Origin of the sequence: Paenibacillus cremeus (assembly GCF_007786445.1) — a bacterium.
In the GTDB taxonomy this organism is placed as follows: Bacteria; Bacillota; Bacilli; order Paenibacillales; family NBRC-103111; genus Paenibacillus_G; species Paenibacillus_G cremeus.
Window position 1 is genome coordinate 47,457 of record NZ_VNJI01000007.1, and the last position, 22,324, is coordinate 69,780.

A 22,324-nucleotide genomic window follows, 5' to 3' on the forward strand; every position below is an offset into this window, starting at 1 on the left:
CACTTAGCCCAAAAAAGCAAAAAAGCAATCAGAGCAAATTCAGGTTGCTTTTTTTGCTTTTTTTGCTTTTTTTTGCTTTTTTTGCTTTTTTTCGCAGCTTACTCAATCAAAGCATGCAAATCCTTCAACTCCATCAGCCGTCCTACCGGAGCTACTCTTTTAGCTCTCATCACATCATCGCTCGTCCGGTAACTGATGAAGGCAATGCCGGCATCCTGCGAAGCTCGCCCGTCAATCCAGGCGTCGCCGATGGAGATCCACTCCCCTGCCGGAATGTGGCTGAATTGCTCCAAGGCAAACAGAAATCCGGACGGCGACGGCTTCAAGGCCGACATCTGCTCCCTGCCAATCGTCAGGTCAAAATAGCCCGCGATCCCCGTCAACTCCAGCGCCTTAACTGCAGCCGCGAAGGAGTTGTTCGTAATTACCACCAGCATATAACGCTCGGCCAGGGCTTCAAGCAGCTCCCGCGCTCCCGGCTCCAGACCGGCACCTTCCATTCCGGCAAGCTCGTGCTTCTCCGCCAGCTTCATCGCCGCTTCGTAGTGTTCGGCTGAGAGTCCTTTCGCCCTAGCATATTCGATCATCGTCGACGTGGTATGCTCTTCCACCGTGAACTCCTCGGGCAGCACTTGCTCACGAACGAAGTAGCGGAACAAGTCCATTTTCATCGCCTTAAAATCGATCCTGGACTGCAGCAGCGTATTATCCATGTCAAAAATAATGCCCTTACGCTTCGTTTGATCGCTCATCCTTACCTCCATTGGAACCTCTCCCCGCCCGCAGCAATACTATAAAAGAGACAACAGCCCAAGGAGGCGGGGGATTTTGGCCTATCGAATTATTATCGATCTATCGGATCGTCAGCTTTACTTATTAAATGACAATATCGTCGTAGACGCTTTCCCTGTCGGGATCGGCAGGATCGCACTGCAGACCCCCAGCGGGGAGTTCACGATTGTCAATAAAGCCCCCAATCCTGGCGGGCCGTTCGGCGTGCTGTGGATGGGGCTGTCTAAGCCGCATTACGGCATCCATGGCACAAATGACCCTTCCTCCATCGGCCACATGGTGTCGCATGGCTGCATTCGGATGTACAACGCTGACGTGCTGAAGCTCTCGCGATTAGTGTCCATTGGCACGCGTGTCACAATTCGTCCTTAGTTGGGCCTCCGTCTAACTACTTCTTAGCATTCCGCATCCGAATCATCGAAAAATTGACGGTAGAGCGAAGCACGGCCTCCTGCAGAGGCATAAGCGATGGCGTGATTCTAAGCTCATGCCCGCAGCTGACAATTCGCGTGATAAGGTCGCCCACAGGGTCGACGACAGCCGGGATGACCGTGACCATGCTTGTGTGGTACCCGGCGTTGGCATCATGGAGCGCAAAATCCTGCTCATGGAACGCATAGCGATAAAGCTTGGTTTCCCGCATCCGCTCCAGCCAATCCGCTTCGATCGCCAGCACATGCCTGGTCGCCGAATGTCCAAAAAAACGCTCCACGTCCTCATCCGTCGTCTTCGCATCCGCCCAGATGCACACCCTCGGGCATTCTCTCGGAAAATAATAGTGCGGCGCATGCTCCTCATCAATCGTCCATACCATGGCGGGCAGCTCCGGTCGCGATTGCAGCTTGAGCGGTTCGAATCGCGTAATGGCCGGATCTTCACTAAAATGATACAGCAAGAGCGGGTCCTCCCATTTACTTGATTTTGGCAAATACACATGTATCTCTAAGCTGGCTGCCATCCGCGGAAACCGCATCGTTTCTCAAGATCCCTTCGAGAATAAAGCCTAATCTTTCCGGGATTGCACGGCTTTTCACATTGTTCGGATCACAGCGAATTTCCACCCGGCGGGCATGCAGCTCGTCAAATGCAAACGCCGTAATCCCTTGCACCGCCTCTGTCATATATCCTTGTCCGCTGAAGCGGGTGTCGATCCAATAGCCGATCTCAAATTTCGGGACGCGCCAGTTCATCCGATGCAATCCCGATGATGCCACCAATTGACCTGTTTCCTTAAGGAAGACAAGCAGCATCAAATTTTCGCGCGTGATCCATTTGGCAGCCGAATCTCGAATCCATGCTTCCGATTCCTCCACGCTAGGCACACTCTGCGCGAATGGCAGCCAAGGCTTCAGCTCCTCGATGGATGCTCGAATCGCTTGATTCACCGCAAGCCCATCTCCTAGTTTCGGCATCCGAATGATAAGTCGTTCCGTAGTAAACTCGGTTGGAAAATCCATCAGTATGGGATTCATCGCAAACACGCCCCTTCAAATATAGTATTTTTCATAGTATGGGATAAACCATTTTTTGTAAATATTAAATTAAAATTGCGCATTCCACTCCCAAAATCCGGTAGCAATTTCCCGCACGACTTGTTATCATGAGTACAAAACGGCGGAGGTGGCAAACGATGAAATACGCCGAATTCAGCTGGCAAAGCACCGATGGAGCTCGAATGTTCGGCTGCGAGTGGCGCCCGGAGGAAGAGCAAGGTCTCAAAGCAGTAGTCATCATCGTACATGGCATGGGTGAGCATTCGGGGCGTTATTCTCACGTAGCTGACGCGCTGACCAGCGAAGGCTACGCCGTGCTGAGCTACGACCAGCGGGGGCACGGAAGAACGGAAGGCAAACGCGGGCATATCCCCTCATACGATGCGCTGCTTGAAAGCTTAGATGTGCTCTTCGAGGAAGCCAAGCGGCGATATCCGGCTCTTCAGCGCTTTATTCTTGGACACAGCATGGGCGGCAATGTGACGCTCAATTACATACTGCGGCGTAAGCCGGAGATCTCCGGAGCCATCGTCACGGCTCCGTGGCTGAAGCTGGCCTTCCAGCCGCCTCAGCTGCAGGTATGGATCGGCCGGATCGCCGAGCAGATCTACCCCAGCTTTACGAATCACCGTCCGATGGCCGCTGAGCAGCTGACCTCCGACCCGGAGATGATCCGGCGCTATGCGGAGGACCCGCTCGGTCACGGGCAAATTACGTTCCGATTTTTCTTCAGCATGCAGCGGGCGGCCCAATGGGCGATGGCCAATGCCGGGCAGCTGTCCATTCCGCTGCTGCTGCTTCATGGCGGCAACGACAAGGTCACATCCATCGATGCGACCAGACAATTTGCGTATGAAGCAGGCGCGCTCTGTTCTTTTCGAGAATGGCCTGGATACCGGCATGAGCTGCACAATGAGCTGGAACGGGAGCATGTCATCGCTTACCTGCTGGAATGGCTGAACGACCGCTGCATCCCTCCCGTGCACAATTCATAAGTGACACACCGCCAAAGACGGCAAAAACCTGCTTGGATTCGTTGATCCAGGCAGGTTTATTTTTTCACACGGAATCTTACTTGACTTGGAGCTGACAGTCGATCATTTGGACCGGGGGAAGCTCGGATGACTGCTGCTGCGGGAACCGAACCTTTTCGATCGTCAAATCGTCCACCGATTTTAAATAAAACCGCCCACGATCCATCTTCTGCTGCTCCGCATGCAAAAAGACCTTCCAGTTGCTGATCAGCAGTCCATCCACATGAGCCGCAATCAGCTGATACGGCTGCTCCGCATAGTTGATCCGGTTCGGGTCGATATCGATCCGACGAGCGCCGTCCGGCTTGCGAATGTTCTCCAGCTTGCAGGGTCCGGTAATGTTCCAGGTAACGTTGCGCATCGCAATGTCCGTGACCGGTCCGTTCTCCACACCCTCGATGTAGACTCTGCCTTTGCCCGTTAGGATCACATTATCGAAAATGACGCTGCGGATATTCCCGATCTTCGGTTCCTTGTAATACCTTGGGGTAATATCGATCACAATCGGGAATTCATTGTAAGCCTCCGCGACCATGTTACTGAAAATAATATTTTCATACGTGCTGCCATCCTTCATATACAGCGCCAGCGCCACATTCGTGTTGTAGATGACACAATTGTTGAAGGTGATGTTCCGGATATCGCCGATAGCCTCTGTGCCGATCTTAAGCGCCGCATGCCGCGAGCTGAGAACGCAGTTGGTGATCGTCGTATTTTCGCACGGGTCCCCCTCGGTGCTCTTGATCACGATGCAATCGTCGCCGGTCTTAATATTGCAGTCGCTGATGATTACGTTGCGGCAGCCATCCGGGTCAATACCGTCGGTGTTGATCCGATCCTGATGCGCGACAATCGTTAATCCTCGGATCAAAACCTCGTTACAGCGAAGCAAATGCAGCGTCCAGAAGCAGGAATACTGCAGCGTCACATCGAGGAACTTAACCTTCTCGCAATTGCGGTAAAAAATAAGCGCCGGCCGAAATTTCACGTGCACCGAATCCGCTCCGCTAAGCGCACTGTTACCTCCGCCATCGATCACACCTTGGCCCATAATTGTTACATTCGTGACATGGTCTGCCCATAGCAGCGCCTGAATTTGCCCCGGCAAATTGCCGTACGGCGTTTTGCAGATTTCCGGGTACAACGAGGCATCATCCGCTCCTAGAATGACCGCCCCTTGGTCCAAGTGCAAGCAAACATGGGACCGTAAATGAATCGTGCCGCATAAATAGGTACCCGCTGGAAAATAAACCGTGCCGCCGCCCGCTTCCGCGCAGGCATCAATCGCGCGCTGAATCGGCTCGTGCGCCAGATCCACTCCATTGCTGCATGCGCCATACTGAGTGATGTCCAATATCATGACTAGGCTTCTCCCTTTACCTCGATAATTATGGATGCGATTCAATCCACTTGTTCGATTCTTCCTGCAGTTCTCTTAAAATCGTATTGATGTCCTTCTTCTCGATCGCCAGCTTTTGCTTGGCATTGCGAATGGTGATTCGGACTTGATTCTCGTACTTGGAATGCGCCGGGAGCGGCGTCGAGGTCAATTGGAATAACGCAGCAACGTTTTTGCCGTTGAAATTCGCATTGCCCGCCAAATAATTTTTCTTAAACTGCTCATCCTTCAGCGGGCTGATCCGTCCGGCTTTGGCCATGGCCAGCTGCACCTCGTCCGAGAACACCTCTCTAATGACAGCAAATGCTTCATCCTTATGCTTGCTCACTTTGGAGATCATCAGCATGTGTGCGTCCACATTGCGGCCTTTGCCTTCAAAGCCTTTGACGTAAGGAACGGAGACCAAATCCCAATTTTTCTGCTTCGCGATGTTCGGGTCGGACAGCTTGCCGACCAGATCCGTGGCCCACATCGGAGCCATGGCCAGGTTGTCCTTAAAGAAATCGTACTCAAACTTGCCGTTATCGACGTAGCCCGGCACATCGACTGCATCTTTAAACAGCTGCAGCACCTTGGCCCAGCCGTCATTGTCCAGCGTCGCTTTATTCGTTTTCGGATCGACCACCGGGAGGATCATTTGGCTGCCGACAGACTCCACGCGCCACGGGTCCAGGCCGATATATTTAACCCCGTTGTCGACCAAGGTTAATCGCTTGCCCAGCGTAATCGCTTCATCCCAAGACATGCCATCCTTCGGGTAGGCAACGCCTAATTTATCAAAAATATCCTTGTTATAAATCAAAGCCGCCATATTCATCGTGAGCGGCAAACCCACCAGCTTGTTCGCGTCATACCCTTTCATCATCTCCAGCCCGACGTCTTGGAATCGGCCGAGATCCAGACCGTGCTTTTTCACAAGCGGGTTCAAATCCTCAATCAGGTCCAAATCCTGATAAATCGGGATGCTAGGGTTGCTTGTATAAATAATGTCCGGGAAGGAACCTGCGCTCAGCAGCTCCTCCGGCTGATTTCCTTTGACCGAGTCTCGCACCAGCTCCAGCTTGATGTTCGGATATTTTTTGGCTACCGGCTCGACAAAATAGTTTTTAAATTCCTCGTCCGAGATCGTGCCGCCCTTGTGATACATTTTGAGGGTCACGGGCTCCGTGCTGATTGCAGTCTTCGATTCTTTTGGCGCTGCGGCCTCCTCTTTGGCAGTCGCACCGGTGCTTCCTTTAGCCTCCGAGCTGCCCGAATTGCTCGAACAGCCCGATGCAACCAGCAGCATACTTAATACAGACAGCAGCATCGTTTTCTTTTTCATTCCTACTCCCCCTAAGAATTGAGTCCTTCACCCATCATAAGGTAAAAATCGTATCGCGCCTTCTTAATAAATCATCCGTAGCGGTGCGTGCAATGCGAGTGGCGAGCAATCCATCGGTGCCCGTAGGCATATTCCCTGTCGATCCGCTAGCCATCGCTTGGGCGAATTCCTCATACATTCCTGCAAAATTTTTCTCTTTGTAAAAAGGAAACACCGTTGTTCCCGCCGCATTGCGCATTTCGAACAGCTTCGCTTCGCGATTGTACTGGATAATGCCTTCCGTTCCGATCAGATGGTATTCAAAATGGGACACCGGCTCCAAGGCGGTAAAGCTGTACGAGTAGCTGATCTCCACCAACGTGTGCGCACCGTTCTCATGGTTCATATGGAGATACATATGGTCGGGAGCTTCGTATTCATCCACCCAAACGCCTTCAGAATGCTGTGAAGTGACTTCCGAGCCCAGCCACCATCTAGCCAGGTCGATCTGATGCACTCCGCAATCCACCATCGGGCCCCCCTCAAGCATGCGCCCCTCCCGCCGGGCATTCACTTGCAGAGGAATCACTTTGGAATCCGTGTACTTCCCATGGCAATTCCAAACATAATGCAGCCTTAAAGAGCGCACCTCGCCGATTGCCCCCTGGTCTACGATGCTCTTAATCGTTTGGGCCACCGGGCTGAACCGGTAATCAAACGCCGTGAACAGCATTAAACCGGAGTCCTTCATCAGCTTGATGATGGCCTCCGCCTCCTGCTCATCCATCGCCAGCGGCTTTTCGCATAAGACGTGCTTCCCGTAGCGGGCCGCCGCCCTAATATTTGAATAGTGAGCCGGAGCCGGCGAGGTAACGATCACAGCTTCAAAGCCCGCTTCAAAAAAAGCATCCTCATCCGTAAAGACCGGAATCTCATGCGCTGCCTCCAGCTGCTCCTTGCGAGTCACGTCTGGTTCAAACAATGCGACCAGCTCTAGCTCCGCATTTTTCATAATCGTAGGAATATGTCCATAAGTTGCCACGACTCCGCAGCCCATCAAGCCTACTTTAATCACAATCCGTTCCCCCCATGATCAACCCGTCGACTTCTGTGCGAGTTAATGTTCCTATTGGTATGTACTTCTTTGTGCATGGCAGTGCTTCCGGTACGCTATTGCCGCTGACTGCATGGTATTATTGTAAATCCAAATCGGAGGGCGCTCTAGACACAGAACTGGCGCATAATCGTACAAAACTGTCATTTGAGCATTCCATCCGGAAAATTTGTGCTATAATGAAACCATTCGTGAAACCGATTCCATTCTTGTCATCTCGCAAACTTCCGTGGGGGGCTGCCGCTATGAATCAGAACGCTAACGCTAGAAACGAGCATGTGGATTATCATCATCCGCTTTTGCGCTACAAGATCTGGGACTTCAAGCTGGATCCCTTGCCCTCCACCTCGTGGAACTCGTGGCATTATCATAAAGAAGTGGAACTCCTGCTGCTGCTGGAAGGCTCTATGCAGGTGGAAACCGTAGACAGTATGTTCGAATTGCAGGGGCAAGATTTGCTCATTCTCGGCTCCTCCCGGCTGCATCGCACCAAACGGCATCAGCCCGTCAAACAAATCGTGCTGCAATTCGATATGCTCGCCCATCTCGACCAGTACACTAAAAACTACACCCCGATCCTCATGGAATTATCCGACCCGCTCGACCGGCTGAATGAAGTGCTGGCCAAGTACCCTGAAGTAAAGCAGACGATGTATCAGCTGCTGAAAGGCATTTATCGGGAAGCGAGCTCAATGGAACCCGGCTTCGAAGCCGTGATCAGCGGTGCGATCAAGCAGCTGCTTGCGTTATTCATCCGATATGCGCCGTCCACAGACCCGATGTCGCCGGCAGACTGGCAGCGTCTGAAGCCGGTGCTCGACTATGTAGAAGCCAACTACGTGCAGCCGATCCGCATACACGATGTGCTCCCGATCATCCATCTGGAGTACCACTATTTCATCAAATATTTCCAGCAGTGCATCGGCATGTCCTTCGTAGACTACCTGCATTTCCGCCGCATCAAAAAAGCCGAGCACCTGCTGCTCACCGAACCGCTCAGCATCTCGGACATCGGCGTCCAATCCGGCTTCCCTAACGTGACCCAGTTCATCCGCATCTTCAAACGCTATAACGGCTGCACTCCCGCCGAATTTCGCAAGCTGCGTCTGCAGAAGGGGTGATGGCAAAGCGGCTTTTCCGCTCTGCTCCGCCGCCTCGCCTCCACGCCCACCGCTCCAGCGCGGCTTTTCCGCTCTGCTCGCTCCCTCGGCACCACGCTCACCGCTCCAAAGCGGCTTTTCCGCTCTGCTCGACGCCTCGGCGCCACGCTCCCCGCTCCAGAGCGGCTTTTCCGCTCTGCGCGCTCCCTCGGCGCCACGCTCGCCGCTCCAGCGCGGCTTTTCCGCTCTGCTCGACGCCTCGCCTTCCATGCTCGCCGCTACAGCGCGGCTTTTCCGCTCTGCTCGCCTCCTCGGCGCCACGCCCGCCGCTCCAGCGCGGCTTTTCCGCTCTGCTCCGCCGCCTCGGCGCCACGCTCACCGCTCCAGCGCGGCTTTTCCGCTTTGCTCGTCGCCTCGCCTCCACGTCCACCGCTCCAGCGCGGCTTTTCCGCTCTGCGCGCCGCCTCGGCGCCACGCCCACCGCTCCAGCGCGGCTTTTCCGCTTTGCTCGCACCTTCGGCGCCATGCCCACCGCTCCAGCGCGGCTTTTCCGCTCTGTTCGCCGCCTCGGCTCCACGCCCACCGCTCCAGCGCGGCTTTTCCGCTTTGCTCGCACCCTCGGCGCCACGCCCACCACTCCAGCGCGGCTTTTCCGCTCTGCGCGCCGCCTCGGCGCCACGCCCACCGCTCCAGCGCGGCTTTTCCGCTCTGCTCGCCGCCTGGCCTCCGTCAAACACAAAAACGGCATCCCCACGGATGCCGTTCAAAAGCAAAGCCTGTTTATACTACTTCGTATTCCTTCATCGTCTCCGCCAGCGTAACCTCGTTCTCTTTATCCCATAAGAAATGGTACTCGAAGGTACCAGGTCTGAAGAACAGCGGAAATCGCCGCTTGAACCAGCTTTGCATCGGCAAATTCAATGCCTCATCTTTATGTACCCACAGCAGCTCACCTTCGGGAGGCTGGGCCAGGAGCTCTCCTTCGAACGAAGTCGCCAGATAGTTGAATACCATATACCTCAGCGACTGCGTGGGATCACAGAATTCATCTAATCCTTTAAAAACGATATCCTTTACCTGCAGCCCGGTTTCTTCCTTCACCTCACGAATGGCGGCGTCCACAATACTTTCGGGAAAATCCACCTTGCCTCCGGGAGCGATATAGCCAGGGATGCCTTTGCTCTCCGGCCGATTGATGAGCAGTACTTTGTCTCCATCCTGCACCATGCACATGGTATACAGCTTATAACTCACATTTGCCGACACTAGCCTTCGCTCCGATCCGTTTGGTTTGATCCGTATCCACCACACCATAGCATATTTCGGCAGCAGATCATACCATGGTTTCGTTCCATCGAAGGCTCAATCCCGCTCGCACCCTTGCGCGAGCTCACGCCCTCCGCAAACGCAGCGCATTACACACCACCGTGACCGAGCTCAACGCCATCGCCGTGCACGCCATCCAAGGCGCCATAAACCCGGCGGCCGCAAACGGAATGGCGACGAGATTGTAACAGAACGAAAAGGCAAAGTTTTGCCTTATATTGTAAATTGTCTTTCGGCTCACCCGCATCGCGTCGGCGATGCTGTTCAAGTCGCCTCGCAGCAGCACGATATCTGCGGCGGCTTGGGTCAGCTCCGTGCCCGAGCGAACCGCGATGCCGATGTCGGCGGCGGCCAGCGCCGGGGCGTCGTTGATCCCGTCGCCCACCATCACGACCTTCCGGCCGCGCGCCTGCAGACTCTGGACCAGCAGCAGCTTCTCCTCGGGCAGCCGCTCCGCATAGACGCTGGAGATGCCCGCCCGCTTAGCAATCGCGTCTGCAGCCGCCTGCCGGTCCCCGGTCGCCATCACGACCTCCAAACCGTGCTGCTGCTGCAGCCGCCGGACCGCTTGGGACGAGGTCGTCCGGATTGAATCGCTAAGCGCGACTGCGCCGATCCATTTCCCGCCCGTGGCGACGTGCAGCACCGATTTGCCCTGCTTCGCCAGCCGCTGCATGCGATCCTGATGCAGACCGAGTGAGATGCCGAGCTCCTGCATCCAAGCCGACGAGCCGATCCAGACGTCCGAGCCTTCCACTTCCGCCTGTACGCCACGCCCCGCAACGATTTGAAACCGGGAGCATTCCGATAGCGTTATGCCATCAATAGCCGCCCTGCCAACGATCGCTTTGCCAAACGGATGCTCCGAATAGCGTTCAGCGGAAGCGACAAGCCGCAAAAACGCTTCCTTCGACCGATCGACTGCCATCACATCGGTGACCTCCGGCCTCCCTGTGGTCAGCGTGCCGGTTTTATCGAGCACAATCGTATCGGCCGAGCTCAGCCGCTCCAGTGTTTTTCCTTCCTTGAACAAAATCCCCAACGTTGCCGCTCGCCCGGTACCGACCAGAATGGAGGTTGGGGTTGCAAGTCCGAGCGCACAAGGGCATGAGATCAGCATGACCGCGATCGCTTTCTCCAGAGCGTCGCCCTCCACCCCGGGGCTAAGCCACAAATACCACAAGAAAAAAGTAGCAATCGCCGCCCCGACAACAACGGGCACGAAAACGCCGGAAATTTTGTCAGCCAACCGCTGAATCGGCGCTTTCGAGCTTTGCGCTTGCTCCAGTAAGCGGATCATGCCGGCCACCAGCGTCTCCTTGCCGACCTTCGTTGAGCGGATCGTGAGCACTCCGTTCTGATTAACCGTTCCGCCGGTGACCGCATCGCCAGGCTTCTTCTCGACCGGGACACTTTCTCCACTGATCATGGACTCATCCACCAGTGCTCTGCCCTCCACAATTTCCCCATCCGCAGGCACCTTTTCCCCGGGCCGAACGACGAGCATATCGCCGCTGCGCACCTCGGCTGCAGGGACAACCAGCTCCTCGCTCCCCCGAAGGACTCGCGCAGTTTTCGCTTGCAGCAGGTGCAACTGCTGAAGCTGCGAGCGCGTGCTTTGCTTGGCGCGGGCTTCCAGCCATTTGCCGATCAGCACGATGGTCAGAATCATCGCACTGCTGTCAAAATACAGCGGCATCGACATCTCATGCATGCTGTGCTCGCCCGCTGCCATCGATGAGACGCGCATGGTCAAGTAATGGCTGTAAAAATAAGCCGTCGACGTGCCCAACACAACCAGCACATCCATATTGGCGCTGAAATTACGGAGTGCTTGAAACGCACGGACATAGAATGGAAACCCGATTACAAACTGAATCGGGGTCGCCAGGAGCAGCTGAAAATACGGGTTGAGCAGCAGCTCCGGTACCCAAATCGCATGCGATAAGCCATGATGGCCTGCCATCGCCCAGACGAACGGGAGCGTGAGCAGCAGCGAGAGCAGCACGGTGCGCTGCAGCCTCCGAAACTCCCTCTGCTCCGCCTCATGGTTGTCCTCTGCGGCCATCTGCTGCTTGGTGGCGCCAAAGCCAAGCTGGATAATTTTTTCAATCACGCGCCCTAACGGTACCTTTGATTCATCCAGCGCCACCGTCGCCCGCTCCAGCGCAAGATTGACGCTGATCTCCTCTACGCCGTCGATTCTGCCGACGACCTTCTCGATCCGAGCCGCACAAGCGGCGCAGGTCATGCCGGTAATTTGCAACACAACAGGCTCGTAAGCCGATCTACCGCTCATTGATTACACCCCAGTACCCATGAAATACCCTCACCATCCTAAATATATGGACGCGTACAAGCGATCATGTCTGGAGACAGCCGTGGCTTAGCTGATTTTATTCATAATACACTCGAAAGCCGATATCCTGTGGGTAATTGCCGAAGCCCGCACCATACAAGGTCAGCCCGCCGACATTCGCTGTATGTTCAGGCACCTCGAGCCGCAGATTCCAGTGATTCCGGTCAAGGACAAGCTCCGAGAGGCCCACATCGGATAACCGCTGCCCATCCATCGTCGTACCGTCGTCCCGAATTCGGATCCGCTTCAGCAAGCCGTATTGGTTCACCTTCGCATTCCACCAATCCGGGGTATACCTTCCCCTCCGGTCCCCATAATCCCCAGGGCTCGTCCACATACCAAGGCGGGTCCCATTCAAATAAAAATAAATATCCGAAGGATAGTGTTCATTCACCCCTGGCGCCTCAGAACCGATTTCAAGCGTAATCTCGATTTCCGTCAGCCGCTGCCCTGCCAGCAAATAATTCGGGATCTTGTACTCGACGTACCCTTTTCCAAACCAAAGAATGCCCGCATGCATCCGCTCCGGCTCGAGGAAGTACCTCGGATCATCGAATTGACCGATCACTTTTTCACGTGTCGCCAGCCCGCAGGTAGGGTAAACCTCATAAGCGGTGTAATGTCCCACGGGTACAGATACGTCATGATAAGCCCTGTTCTCAATACTCGCGGTCGGCAGCGTGATCTCAATTCCAGTGATGGCCAAAGAGCACATCTTATGCGTCCCGCCGTCCTTGCGCATCATTTCCGAGCGAACAAGCCCGCCCTGCTCCAGCTTACGAATATGCATCGTCATAATCGCACTACTGAGTCCAAGCGCCTGCGCCAGCTCTTTGACACTCATCGGCTGCACGGCGATTCGTTCCAGAATGTCCAGCCGAACGCTGCTTGCCAATGCCTCATACAACGGTAAAAATGAACGATCCGTCCCCGCCTTCAACATCACCACATGCATCCCTTCGATAACCTTTACTAATTAATATATATATTAATTCTAAAAAATCAAGTAATTGCGCCAAAAACTGATTGCAAGAGGCAGATATTAGTGGTTTAATAGGCTAAGGATAAATAGTTTCATTAATTTAGTTAATATTTTTATTAATTCAAAAGAAAAAACGAGAGGACGACTATCATGACTTCATTTTCCGCAAAGATGATTTTGGACAAGGATTTTATCATCGGTGAAGTGGATCAGCGCCTATACGGCTCTTTTATCGAGCACTTGGGTCGCGCAGTATATGGCGGCATCTACGAGCCAGATCATCCGTCAGCCGACGAGCAAGGCTTCAGAACCGACGTATTGGAGCTGGTGAAAGCGCTGCAGGTTCCGATTGTCCGCTACCCCGGCGGTAACTTTGTGTCTGGATATGACTGGAAGGACGGCATTGGGCCGAAGGAATCCCGTAAGAAGCGGCTGGAGCTGGCATGGCGCACGATTGAGCCGAATTTGGTGGGGCTGAACGAATTTTCCGACTGGTGTAAAAAAGCAGGCTCCGACGTCATGTGGGCCATCAACTTGGGAACGCAAGGGATTGAGGATGCACGGAATGTAGTAGAATACAGCAACCACCCGTCAGGTACATACTGGAGCGAGCTTCGCGCCGAGCATGGCTATCGTCAGCCGCATGCGATCAAAACCTGGTGCCTGGGCAACGAGATGGACGGTCCTTGGCAGATTGGCCATAAGAACGCAGTGGAATACGGCAGAGTGGCTTGCGAAGCCGCCAAGGTCATGAAATGGGTCGATCCGACCATCGAGCTCGTCGCCTGCGGCAGCTCCTCCCGAACAATGCCTACGTTCCCTGAATGGGAATCCACCGTGCTCGATCATACTTATGAGCATGTGGACTATTTGTCGCTGCACCAATACTATGGCAATCCCCAGAACGATACGGCAAGCTTCCTTGCCCGCTCCATTGAGATGGATGATTTCATCCGCTCCGTTATCGCCACCTGCGACTATGTCAAAGCGAAGAAGCGCAGCAAAAAGAAAATGTTCCTTTCCTTCGACGAATGGAATGTGTGGTTCCATTCCAAGGATGCCGACAAAAAGCTGGATCCATGGCAGATCGCCCCGCCGCAGCTGGAGGATGTGTACACGCACGAGGACGCCCTGCTCGTCGGATGCATGCTGATCAGCCTGCTGAAGCATGCGGACCGGGTCAAAATGGCCTGCATCGCGCAGCTGGTCAACGTTATCGCCCCAATTATGACACAAAACGGCGGAGCCGCTTGGAAGCAAACGATTTTTTACCCTTACCTTCACGCTTCGCTGTTCGGCCGCGGGAAGGCGCTCGTGCCGCTCATTCAATCGCCAAAATACGATGCGAAGGATATCACCGATGTTCCGTACTTGGAAGCGGTAGCCGTACTCAACGAAGAGCATTCCGAGGTGACGGTGTTCGCGGTCAACCGACATTTGACAGATTCGCTGCCGCTGCATGTGGATCTTCGCAGCTTCGGCTCCTGCCGCTTGCTTGAGCATCTTGTGCTGGAGCATGACAATCTAAAAGCGGTTAACACCGCCGAGCAGCCCGACAACGTAAAGCCTCACAGCAAAGGAAACGCCGTCGTAACCGGCACTTCAGTCGATGCGAGCTTGGCGAAAGCCTCGTGGAATGTCATTCGTTTAAAAGTGGAATAAACAGCGCAGCAATTGCATAATAGTGTATACAGAGGACAGTCGCTTTCACGGCTGTCTTTTTTTATGCCACCTGACACAAATCCCGGCTTTGCTGCGAATAGTTTAAAGAGTGCCAAAAATTGATCCCGTTGACCATAACCTTGCCCCATGACGGAAACCTGAAATTAGAGGAGGGGTTCCAATGGACGACACATGCCAAACACGATATATCCCCGAGCAGTGTATAAAGAGATTGAGAATCGGCGATTTGCATCGGGGAAAAGATTTGTTTTTCAACCGCGAGGTGCTGCTGTTTGTTCTGGATCCCGCCAAGGAAGCGGTGACGCAAGCTTATATCCAAAGCATCCGCAGCATTTCGAGACTTTCGGATGAACGGTTTATCCATGTGCTGGATTTTGACGTCAAGCCGGATCGCATTATGGCCGTCTTACAGCCTGGAACCGGAAGACTCTTCCTGGATGAGCTGGGGGTACGGGCGTTCTCGGAGCTGGAGATTTTAAAACGGGTGCGGGATTTGGGCTACGGGATGCGTGAGGCCAAAAAGCAAGGCATTACCGGCTTTTCGGTCAGCGCCGATAACTTGTGGAGCAGCGAGGAGCTCGGCTTGTCCGTCATCAATTACTGGGAGCCCTGCGATCCGCAGTGGAGCGGCGCACAAGGACTTTGCAGACTGCTGGCCCAAATGCTGGGCCAAACACTGAACGTCCCGGCCGATCCAGAACAGCTCTGCGAGCAGCTTCAGTCCTCGTTCCGTACATTGACTGAGGAGCAAACGACAGATCTGATGAATCGCATCCGACAGGCGATGTCGCAAGAGATGCCTCTGCCGCAGCTGCTTTCCGGACTGGATAAAATTTTAAGCCGACTTGAAGGCCGGCAGGACATAGCTTCACCGAAAGCAGCCTCTTCAAGAGGCCCTAGCAGCGTCAATCCGATCCCGCGGCCGACGACTCCAAGCTCAAAAGCGGAGAAATCGGCAGAGCCCGCTCCAATGGTGAAGCGCTCGTCCGCTTGGAATCGGAAATGGGTTATCGGCGGCAGCATTCTTGCTATTCTCTTGTTGGTGGAATTCGGAACGATCAAGCTGATGAAGCCGCCCGAGCTGTCTCTTGAATCGAAGGTGGACGTCAAAGCAGCTGCGCCTACTCCATCACCGCAGCAACAGACGCCGGTAACGACCGCGCAAGCTCCTACCGTCGATCCAAGCCAAGTGGCGGTCGGTGTCATTCCAAAACTAACGGGAGTGCCCAGGGAAGAAGCAGAGAAGCAGGCTTTGGCCGCCGGATTGCGTTATAAATACGTGATCGAGCCCAACGAGCAAGCACAGGGCATCGTCTTCAAGCAGGACCTTGAGCCCAACACGCAAGTGCCCAAAGGCACACAGATCACCTTCTGGGTGAGCCGAGGTCAATAAACGATTGGTTTCCATAAAGCGGGGGCTCAAGCCCTCGTTTTTTTGATTTGCACCGAATTTTCACCGAATTTTCACCGAATTTTCACCGAATTTTCACCGAATTTTCACCGAATTTTCACGCAAAAAAATACCCGCCGGAACCTAATCCAGCAGGTATTTCGAAGCTCTCGCTTAGCTATGTAAAATTGCTCAACAGTGCGCCGATCGCCCCGCTGAACTCGCCGTTCGTCATAAAGACCGGCTCCGAGCCTCTCAGTCTGGTATAGCGGGCAACCACCTCACGAAGCAGCTCGTTATCCACGAAGGAGGTGCCGATATAAACGACCGATTCGACCCCGCACTGCCCGGCCGCGTGCACGCTAACCGACGATACGGTTTCCCCGACTAGCCCGATGACGGAAGCGAGCATATCCTCCGCGCGTTTCGGTCCGGTGTCTTGCAGCACGTGACCGAAATTACTCGCCGTCAAATCGCCCGGAATCGGCGGCTCCATGCCCTCATAAATATGACTGACCTTCAAATCGATCCGATCCCGCTCGCCTTGCCGTGAAAGCTCCACGATCTCTTTAAAATCGCTCCGGCCGGTGAGCAGCCACGACAGCCCGACGATCGTGCCGCCGCCGACCCCCGTGCCGCCGATCCGGCGGTGTTCAGTTCCCTGGACGCAATGAATGGACGTGCCGGTCCCCACGTTGGTCAGGATGTACCCTTGTGCCGTCTTCTCCTGCCCCTCCAGCAAATGCTGCGCTCCAAGACAGGTCGCTTCGAACTCCACAATCGTGTGCGCGCTGCGCTGCAGCAAGGACTGCAGCAGACTGCTCTTACCGCCGGTGATGCACAGCTGAGCATCGGGAAAGTGCTCTTGAATCCATGCGGCAGCTGTATCCATGCGGGCCGATGGAATTTTATGAAACGCCAAGGTACCCTGCTTCTCGTATGCGAACTTGACCAGGGTACCTCCTGCGTCGATCCCTAAACAGGTTGAGTGTGCCAGCGGACTTTCCCCTTTCCTTCTTCCAAACATTGAACTTTTGATAATTATTGCTCTCTGGCAATCGGCCGAACCACGCTTCGGCTGCCTCTAAACGAACTCCAAGTAAACAGCACCAGCGCTCCCCATATCAGCGAGAAGCAAACCATATGCACTGGAGTGAACGGCTCCTTGAACAATAAGACACCCAGCACCAGGCTGATCGAAGGTCCGATATACTGAATGAACCCAACGGTGGACAAGGTGAGCCGCTTCGCCGCTTGTGCAAACCAGAAGAGCGGCATCGCCGTCGCAGCGCCTGAAAGCAGGAGCAAGATGAGCCGTCCGGCATCCAATGCGCCGACATGGGTCTGCCCCTGAACGCCGATAAAGCTCAAATACAGGACTGCCAGCGGCAGCACTACGACCGTCTCTCCGCCAAGACTGAGCATCGGATCCAGCTTCATGCGCTTTTTCGCCAGTCCGTATAACCCGAAGGACAGCGCGAGCGAGATGGAAATCCATGGGAAAGCCCCGTAGCTGACGGCGAGCACCAGCACCCCGACAAACGCCAGTCCGATGGACAGCCATTGCGCCGGATGGAGCCTCTCTTTCAAAAACAGGACACCCAGCAGCACATTAATAATCGGATTCATATAATAGCCCAAGCTGGTTTCAACGATATGACCATTATTGACGGCCCAAATAAAGATTAGCCAATTCGCACTGATGAGCAGTGACGACCAGATCACAGGGAACAAAGTGCTCTTTTGCCGAAGCACCGCCATGAGCTCCCTGAACCGCTTCCCGATTAGAAGCAGCAACGCTACGAAAACGAACGACCACAGCACCCGGTGACCTAATATCTCCCAAGAGGAGAGCGAGGCGAACAGCTTCCAATACAAAGGCAGCAAGCCCCATGCGACGTACGCAAGTACAGCATAAATAATTCCGCGATTCATAGTTGTCTGCAACCTTTCATTCATCGCCAAGCAACTTTTTTAAAAAACTTCTCCTATTCTATCACACATCCTACGGACCCGGAATGCTTATCCTTCAAAATGAAGGTTCAGCTCAATAATTTCCGAACGGCTGCCCAGACGAATCGGCGGCCCCCATGTGCCGAAGCCGGAGGAAACGATCGCGTGCAGCCCCCTTTTTTTTATATAGCCCCAGTCCAGCTCGAACAGCCGTCCCGTGATCCAGTGGTTCGGTGTCATTTGCCCCCGGTGAGTATGGCCGGACAGCATGACGTCAATCCCCTGCTCGGCAGCCTTGTCCAAGTGATACGGCTGATGATCCATCAGGATGAGCGGAAGTGTAGTATCCACGCCAGCCAGAAGCTCCTCTAGCGCCAGACGGCTGCCCCCGCCGAACCGCTCCACCGCCCGATCCTTGCGTCCAAGGATATAGAAGCTATCCGCAATTTTCACCTGCTCGTCCATCAACACGCGAATACCGCAGGCCTGCATTTGTTTGACATACTCCGCAACGTGTCCGCCGATATATTCGTGATTGCCAAGCACCGCATAGATCCCCAGCTTCGCCTGCAGCTGCTTCATGACTTGCCCCATATTCTGCTCAATAAAGGGCTTGACACTATCGTCGATCACATCGCCCGGGAATAGAATTAGATCCGGCTGCAGCGCATTGACCCGATCTACCAGCACTTGCAGATACGACTTGCGCACGATCGTCCCCAGGTGCAAATCCGAGGCGACAGCCACACGTAGCGTCTTCCATTCGCCTGCTTTCTTGGCAATGTGAAGATCATACCGTCGGATGACAGGGTTCCAAGCATTCCAAGAGCCACGAAACAGAATTGCAGCCAGCAGCAGCACAACGATCACTCCAAGCCCTTTTACGGCCTGATCCGAAGTCATCCAATCGCCTAGGCGTACAACCCAAGCCACCAAATCTACCAATGGGAGCATTAGCAAAAGGTACAGCATCGCGGCAAGCCAATACGAGCCAAGCAGCTTCAGCGTACGATAAACAAAGGACGGCAGCACGCGAGAGCCGAGCCGGGCAAGCACATACCCGAAGGCGATAATCCAAAACAAAATCCAATAGACGCTGCTGGTCCCCAGATGAAAAACCGTAGACAGCAATAACCACCCATGCCACCCGATGTAATATTGAATGACCACGAGAAGGAGAAGAATACCGGTAATTATGGCGGTCACACGCAAACGCGAGCTCATGCTTGAACACTCCTTATTGCAACTATTAACGAGATTCTGAGGTTAAGAGTTGTCAACTTTGTATGTAATTCACATAAGAGAATGAATTTACTTATTGTAACAGACTTTCTTCTGCAAGCACAAAAAAAACAAAGCCGACAGTGCCCAATCGGCACCCGCTTTGTCTATGCTTTGAGCTCCAGCAAGCTGCTCATCGTCTCAATCGCTTCTTCTTCGTCTCCACCTTTCGTTTGAATAATCACCTTCGTGCCCCGATGCATCGGGAGCATCATCATGCCCAGTATGCTCTTCGCGTCAAGCTGTATATTTTCTTTCTCGAACTTGATCTTGATATCGGAGCGGAACTCGCTGGCGCGTTGTGCAATCAATTGCAAGTATTGCGGCTGCATATCACTAGTAATCGTAATTTCATGCACTCTCATGGCTTCTCACCTGTCCCGGCTTTAGATTCGTCCTGGAAACCGCATCGGGCGGCCTCCTTCTTCGTATCTATAATTTTAAAGTAATGGGTAAGCGCTTGCAATAGGTTTATGAAATATAAGAACAAATCCCTAGATGAGAGGCAAAAAGCCGCGAACCAATACAGCCCGCGACTCTTTTTACCGGATCATTACAGCTTGGCTTTCGCCGCGTTCACTAGCAGCTCGAACAACTCATCGTTGTCCTCCAGCAGCTCCTCCACCTCTTCGATCTGCTCTTCGCTGCCGGATTCCTTCCAGAAAAACAAACCGTAGCCCCAGTCCCTGCCGCTCTTGCTGAACAGCGTAATTTCGTACGGCAGCTTATGGTTCTCGACTTGAAACGCCACCCGGCCCACGTAGCCCTCTTCTTTGTTGTGCTCCATACCGGCTTCTAAAACTTGAATCATTGTGTTCACCCTTTGTGCTTAAGTTCATGCTTCTCACTCGTGGCCTTGCGGACCCCAAACGGAATTAATACTGCCGCTCCAAATCAACCACGTTTCGACTAGGCGTTCGGCCGGCCACGTAATCCTTCAAATTGTGCAAAAAGATCTCCATCGCCCGATCCTCATACTGCTGCGTTGAACCGGAATTATGCGCGGTGATGATGACATTGTCGAGCTCCCACAAGGGATCGGATTCGGGTAGGGGCTCCGTCTCGAAAACATCCAGTCCCGCGCCGGCCAGCTCACCCTTCTGGAGTGCTTCGATTAAGGCCTTCGTATGGGTCGTTTTGCCGCGGCCGATATTGATATAATAAGCGGTTGGCTTCATCCGTGCAAATTGCTCCGCCCCGAACAGCTGCTCCGTCTCTTGCGTCAAAGGAAGGGTCGACACCACGTAGTCGCTTTCCACCAGCACCTCGTCCAATTGCTCGAGTGTAACCATACGATCAACGTTCGCCACAGGCTCTGCCGTACGCTTCACGCCGATGACCCGCATGTCGAACGCTTTGCACAGCTTGGCAATTTCCGTGCCGATGGCGCCTACCCCAATAATCCCGACGGTTTTACCATGCATTTCGCCCAGCTGATTCAGCGGCTTCCAGTACCGTTTACCTTGATTCTGAATCGACCTATGTACCCCTCGCGTCAGTGCGAGCATCATCGCCAGCACCGATTCCGAGATCGGATTCGGGTGAACGCCGCTGGCATTCGAGAGCACCACCTGCCGCTCGGCAAACCGGTGCAGCGGCATCCGGTCTACTCCAGCCCCCCAGTTTTGCACCCAGCGCAGCTTTGCATCCGGTTCGAAGCATTCCGCCTCAGCGAGGCTGTTCCAGCCGGCGACAATTTCCGCGTCTCGCAGCTCCGACTTGAGCGCTTCCTTATCCTTGGAATGAAACAGCTCAAACTCAGGGGCAATACGGCGGATTTGCGCCTCATGCTCAGGACGAACGGCGTGGACCACAACGATTTTTCGTGACATGCTTATGCTCACCTAGCCTTCTATTAGGAATGAGAGTTTTGCAGTGACCCGCCCGGCTTGGTCTCCGGTTTGCGCCTACCGCTGCCAAACATGATGAAACCGACAATCACCAGCACTAAGCCGGTCGCGATAAACACGGGGTGGATCCCCATCTTGGTGCCGAGCGCGCCCCCGATCAGCGGTCCGGCCATAGCACCGAATTGGTTGGCGCTGGTGGTCAGCCCGAAGGAGCGCCCTCGGAAGGCTGCATCCGTTTGCTTTACGACCATCGTATTCACCGCTGGAGAGATACCTGCGACGAACAGCCCATAAATAAATTGGACGATCGTAAACACCGTCAGACTATAAACCCAATACTGCGTTGATACGACACCTCCTGCACCAAATAAGCAAATGCATAGAATAGTAATATAGTTATACTTTTCACCCAGCCTGCCCCACAGCGGGGAGGCAATGATGCCCGCAATGCCGATCAGCGAGAAAATGATGCCCGACGACAGCACCGCTCCCTCCAGCTTCCCTTGCAAATTGGCAATGTGCAGCGTAAGCAAGGGCTGAATCATATTCAAGGACAGCTGATAAACGAAGAGCAGCAGAAGCATGAGCAGCAGCCCGCGGTTCGTTGCGGCTTCCTTCCACGTTTGCAGGATGCTCGTGCTCGATGTCTTCTTCTCGATCTTGCCCTCGTCCACCCAAAAGATCACGGCCACCGCCGCTAAAAAAATAACACAGCTCGCCACGACAAAGCTAAGTCGCAGGCCGAACCATTGCGCGAGCAGCCCCCCGAATAAAGGACCCAGAATTCCCCCGGTCATCGTACCGGCCTGCATCATGCCAAGGCTCCAGCCCATGTGCTTCTCCGGCGTCTTCGAAGCGACGATCGACATCGACGCAGGGACGAACCCGCCGACGAACCCGTGCAGCAGACGAACGCCGATCAGCTGCCACGGATTGTGCACAATCGAGAACAAAGAGTAAATGACTGCCAAACTGATGCCCGCTCGAATGACCATTTTTTTCTTGCCATACTTGTCCGCTAACCCGCCCCAGAAGGGTGCCATAATAGCTCCGATCAGAAAAGAAGACGAATACACGATCCCGGCCCACAGATTTACCGTACTCTGATCGACGCCTAGATCCAGTAAGAAGAGCGGCAAGAACGGCACCGACATCGTATAACTGGAGCTGCACAGCAGCACGCCAAACCACAAGATCCACATCGTACGCTTCCATGGTTCCAACCCGATCACCTCACTAAGAACACGTTTTCAATTTCTAACCCA

22 protein-coding genes are annotated in these 22,324 nt (G+C 54.1%); 5 read left to right on the top strand and 17 right to left on the bottom strand.

Annotation, left to right across the window (positions count from 1 at the left end):
* Window positions 1-98: 98 nt before the first annotated feature.
* Entirely contained in the window at window positions 99-752 is a 654-nt protein-coding gene (locus tag FPZ49_RS07310) for an HAD family hydrolase (protein ID WP_144845060.1), read from the bottom strand.
* 73 nt (window positions 753-825) lie between these two features.
* Between FPZ49_RS07310 and FPZ49_RS07315 the strand changes: the two genes are divergently transcribed.
* Complete coding sequence (locus FPZ49_RS07315) at window positions 826-1,164, top strand: L,D-transpeptidase (RefSeq protein WP_144845062.1); 339 nt, start codon at window positions 826-828, stop codon at window positions 1,162-1,164.
* A 16-nt stretch (window positions 1,165-1,180) separates the two neighbouring features.
* Here FPZ49_RS07315 and FPZ49_RS07320 read toward each other — a convergent pair whose 3' ends face one another.
* Together FPZ49_RS07320 and FPZ49_RS07325 are read right to left on the bottom strand one after the other, a co-directional pair.
* Entirely contained in the window at window positions 1,181-1,687 is a 507-nt protein-coding gene (locus FPZ49_RS07320; protein ID WP_144845064.1) for a DUF6886 family protein, read from the bottom strand.
* 16 nt (window positions 1,688-1,703) lie between these two features.
* Window positions 1,704-2,264, bottom strand: a complete 561-nt coding sequence (locus FPZ49_RS07325; protein ID WP_144845066.1) for a GNAT family N-acetyltransferase — start codon at window positions 2,262-2,264, stop codon at window positions 1,704-1,706.
* Window positions 2,265-2,422: 158 nt separating this feature from the next.
* Here FPZ49_RS07325 and FPZ49_RS07330 point away from each other — a divergent pair, with 158 nt between their 5' ends.
* A complete protein-coding gene (locus FPZ49_RS07330; RefSeq protein ID WP_144845068.1) occupies window positions 2,423-3,280 on the top strand; it encodes an alpha/beta hydrolase in 858 nt (285 codons plus the stop codon).
* Window positions 3,281-3,356: 76 nt separating this feature from the next.
* On the opposite strand, the gene FPZ49_RS07335 is transcribed toward FPZ49_RS07330, so the two are convergent.
* The 3 genes from FPZ49_RS07335 to FPZ49_RS07345 are packed head-to-tail and all read right to left on the bottom strand — an operon-like array spanning window position 3,357 to window position 7,096.
* The gene (locus tag FPZ49_RS07335; protein WP_144845070.1) at window positions 3,357-4,679 is read right to left on the bottom strand and encodes a glycoside hydrolase family 28 protein; all 1,323 of its coding nucleotides are present in this window, start codon (window positions 4,677-4,679) and stop codon (window positions 3,357-3,359) included.
* 28 nt (window positions 4,680-4,707) lie between these two features.
* Window positions 4,708-6,042: an ABC transporter substrate-binding protein gene (locus tag FPZ49_RS07340; RefSeq protein WP_144845072.1), complete on the bottom strand. Its 1,335-nt coding sequence runs from the start codon at window positions 6,040-6,042 to the stop codon at window positions 4,708-4,710.
* Window positions 6,043-6,076: 34 nt separating this feature from the next.
* Entirely contained in the window at window positions 6,077-7,096 is a 1,020-nt protein-coding gene (locus FPZ49_RS07345) for a Gfo/Idh/MocA family protein (protein WP_144845074.1), read from the bottom strand.
* Window positions 7,097-7,380: 284 nt separating this feature from the next.
* On the opposite strand from FPZ49_RS07345, the gene FPZ49_RS07350 reads away from it, so the two are divergent.
* Window positions 7,381-8,256 (top strand): helix-turn-helix domain-containing protein, encoded by an 876-nt coding sequence (locus tag FPZ49_RS07350; RefSeq protein ID WP_186445670.1) that lies wholly within the window; start codon window positions 7,381-7,383, stop codon window positions 8,254-8,256.
* A 257-nt stretch (window positions 8,257-8,513) separates the two neighbouring features.
* Here FPZ49_RS07350 and FPZ49_RS36360 read toward each other — a convergent pair whose 3' ends face one another.
* The 4 genes from FPZ49_RS36360 to FPZ49_RS07370 all read right to left on the bottom strand — a co-directional run bounded on the left by FPZ49_RS36360 (window position 8,514) and on the right by FPZ49_RS07370 (window position 12,863).
* A complete protein-coding gene (locus FPZ49_RS36360; protein WP_144845078.1) occupies window positions 8,514-9,002 on the bottom strand; it encodes a hypothetical protein in 489 nt (162 codons plus the stop codon).
* A 13-nt stretch (window positions 9,003-9,015) separates the two neighbouring features.
* Window positions 9,016-9,468: an 8-oxo-dGTP diphosphatase gene (locus tag FPZ49_RS07360; protein WP_261381312.1), complete on the bottom strand. Its 453-nt coding sequence runs from the start codon at window positions 9,466-9,468 to the stop codon at window positions 9,016-9,018.
* Window positions 9,469-9,625: 157 nt separating this feature from the next.
* Complete coding sequence (locus tag FPZ49_RS07365; protein ID WP_144845082.1) at window positions 9,626-11,860, bottom strand: heavy metal translocating P-type ATPase; 2,235 nt, start codon at window positions 11,858-11,860, stop codon at window positions 9,626-9,628.
* A 97-nt stretch (window positions 11,861-11,957) separates the two neighbouring features.
* The gene (locus tag FPZ49_RS07370; protein WP_144845084.1) at window positions 11,958-12,863 is read right to left on the bottom strand and encodes an ArsR/SmtB family transcription factor; all 906 of its coding nucleotides are present in this window, start codon (window positions 12,861-12,863) and stop codon (window positions 11,958-11,960) included.
* A gap of 189 nt (window positions 12,864-13,052) precedes the next feature.
* Between FPZ49_RS07370 and arfA the strand changes: the two genes are divergently transcribed.
* Window positions 13,053-14,564: an arabinosylfuranosidase ArfA gene (gene arfA, locus FPZ49_RS07375; protein WP_144845086.1), complete on the top strand. Its 1,512-nt coding sequence runs from the start codon at window positions 13,053-13,055 to the stop codon at window positions 14,562-14,564.
* A 181-nt stretch (window positions 14,565-14,745) separates the two neighbouring features.
* On the top strand, window positions 14,746-15,978 hold the full coding sequence (locus FPZ49_RS07380) for a Stk1 family PASTA domain-containing Ser/Thr kinase (RefSeq protein ID WP_144845088.1): 1,233 nt from the start codon (window positions 14,746-14,748) through the stop codon (window positions 15,976-15,978).
* 175 nt (window positions 15,979-16,153) lie between these two features.
* Here FPZ49_RS07380 and coaW read toward each other — a convergent pair whose 3' ends face one another.
* The 7 genes from coaW to FPZ49_RS07415 form a co-directional block, all read right to left on the bottom strand.
* Complete coding sequence (gene coaW / locus FPZ49_RS07385; RefSeq protein ID WP_144845090.1) at window positions 16,154-17,002, bottom strand: type II pantothenate kinase; 849 nt, start codon at window positions 17,000-17,002, stop codon at window positions 16,154-16,156.
* A gap of 14 nt (window positions 17,003-17,016) precedes the next feature.
* Complete coding sequence (gene rarD / locus FPZ49_RS07390) at window positions 17,017-17,910, bottom strand: EamA family transporter RarD (RefSeq protein ID WP_144845092.1); 894 nt, start codon at window positions 17,908-17,910, stop codon at window positions 17,017-17,019.
* An 87-nt stretch (window positions 17,911-17,997) separates the two neighbouring features.
* Window positions 17,998-19,152 carry a metallophosphoesterase gene (locus FPZ49_RS07395; RefSeq protein WP_144845094.1) on the bottom strand — a complete coding sequence of 385 codons (1,155 nt, stop codon included), beginning with the start codon at window positions 19,150-19,152 and terminating at the stop codon, window positions 17,998-18,000.
* A gap of 164 nt (window positions 19,153-19,316) precedes the next feature.
* Window positions 19,317-19,574, bottom strand: coding sequence for an HPr family phosphocarrier protein (locus FPZ49_RS07400; RefSeq protein WP_144845096.1), 258 nt, complete (start codon window positions 19,572-19,574; stop codon window positions 19,317-19,319).
* A 188-nt stretch (window positions 19,575-19,762) separates the two neighbouring features.
* The gene (locus FPZ49_RS07405; protein WP_144845098.1) at window positions 19,763-20,020 is read right to left on the bottom strand and encodes a hypothetical protein; all 258 of its coding nucleotides are present in this window, start codon (window positions 20,018-20,020) and stop codon (window positions 19,763-19,765) included.
* 64 nt (window positions 20,021-20,084) lie between these two features.
* Window positions 20,085-21,041, bottom strand: coding sequence for a D-2-hydroxyacid dehydrogenase (locus FPZ49_RS07410; protein WP_144845100.1), 957 nt, complete (start codon window positions 21,039-21,041; stop codon window positions 20,085-20,087).
* A gap of 23 nt (window positions 21,042-21,064) precedes the next feature.
* The gene (locus tag FPZ49_RS07415) at window positions 21,065-22,282 is read right to left on the bottom strand and encodes an MFS transporter (protein ID WP_222429884.1); all 1,218 of its coding nucleotides are present in this window, start codon (window positions 22,280-22,282) and stop codon (window positions 21,065-21,067) included.
* Window positions 22,283-22,324: the final 42 nt, after the last annotated feature.

Excerpts from the sequence above, each read along its gene's own strand:
- FPZ49_RS07310 (WP_144845060.1), bottom strand. The coding sequence starts at position 752 with ATGAGCGATCAAACGAAGCGTAAGGGCATTATTTTTGACATGGATAAT.
- FPZ49_RS07325 (WP_144845066.1), bottom strand. The coding sequence starts at position 2,264 with ATGAATCCCATACTGATGGATTTTCCAACCGAGTTTACTACGGAACGA.
- FPZ49_RS07330 (WP_144845068.1), top strand. The coding sequence starts at position 2,423 with ATGAAATACGCCGAATTCAGCTGGCAAAGCACCGATGGAGCTCGAATG.
- FPZ49_RS07335 (WP_144845070.1), bottom strand. The coding sequence starts at position 4,679 with ATGATATTGGACATCACTCAGTATGGCGCATGCAGCAATGGAGTGGAT.
- FPZ49_RS07340 (WP_144845072.1), bottom strand. The coding sequence starts at position 6,042 with ATGAAAAAGAAAACGATGCTGCTGTCTGTATTAAGTATGCTGCTGGTT.
- FPZ49_RS07350 (WP_186445670.1), top strand. The coding sequence starts at position 7,381 with ATGAATCAGAACGCTAACGCTAGAAACGAGCATGTGGATTATCATCAT.
- FPZ49_RS07360 (WP_261381312.1), bottom strand. The coding sequence starts at position 9,468 with ATGTGCATGGTGCAGGATGGAGACAAAGTACTGCTCATCAATCGGCCG.
- FPZ49_RS07365 (WP_144845082.1), bottom strand. The coding sequence starts at position 11,860 with ATGAGCGGTAGATCGGCTTACGAGCCTGTTGTGTTGCAAATTACCGGC.
- FPZ49_RS07370 (WP_144845084.1), bottom strand. The coding sequence starts at position 12,863 with ATGTTGAAGGCGGGGACGGATCGTTCATTTTTACCGTTGTATGAGGCA.
- arfA (WP_144845086.1), top strand. The coding sequence starts at position 13,053 with ATGACTTCATTTTCCGCAAAGATGATTTTGGACAAGGATTTTATCATC.
- FPZ49_RS07380 (WP_144845088.1), top strand. The coding sequence starts at position 14,746 with ATGGACGACACATGCCAAACACGATATATCCCCGAGCAGTGTATAAAG.
- coaW (WP_144845090.1), bottom strand. The coding sequence starts at position 17,002 with ATGTTTGGAAGAAGGAAAGGGGAAAGTCCGCTGGCACACTCAACCTGT.
- rarD (WP_144845092.1), bottom strand. The coding sequence starts at position 17,910 with ATGAATCGCGGAATTATTTATGCTGTACTTGCGTACGTCGCATGGGGC.
- FPZ49_RS07395 (WP_144845094.1), bottom strand. The coding sequence starts at position 19,152 with ATGAGCTCGCGTTTGCGTGTGACCGCCATAATTACCGGTATTCTTCTC.
- FPZ49_RS07400 (WP_144845096.1), bottom strand. The coding sequence starts at position 19,574 with ATGAGAGTGCATGAAATTACGATTACTAGTGATATGCAGCCGCAATAC.
- FPZ49_RS07405 (WP_144845098.1), bottom strand. The coding sequence starts at position 20,020 with ATGATTCAAGTTTTAGAAGCCGGTATGGAGCACAACAAAGAAGAGGGC.
- FPZ49_RS07410 (WP_144845100.1), bottom strand. The coding sequence starts at position 21,041 with ATGTCACGAAAAATCGTTGTGGTCCACGCCGTTCGTCCTGAGCATGAG.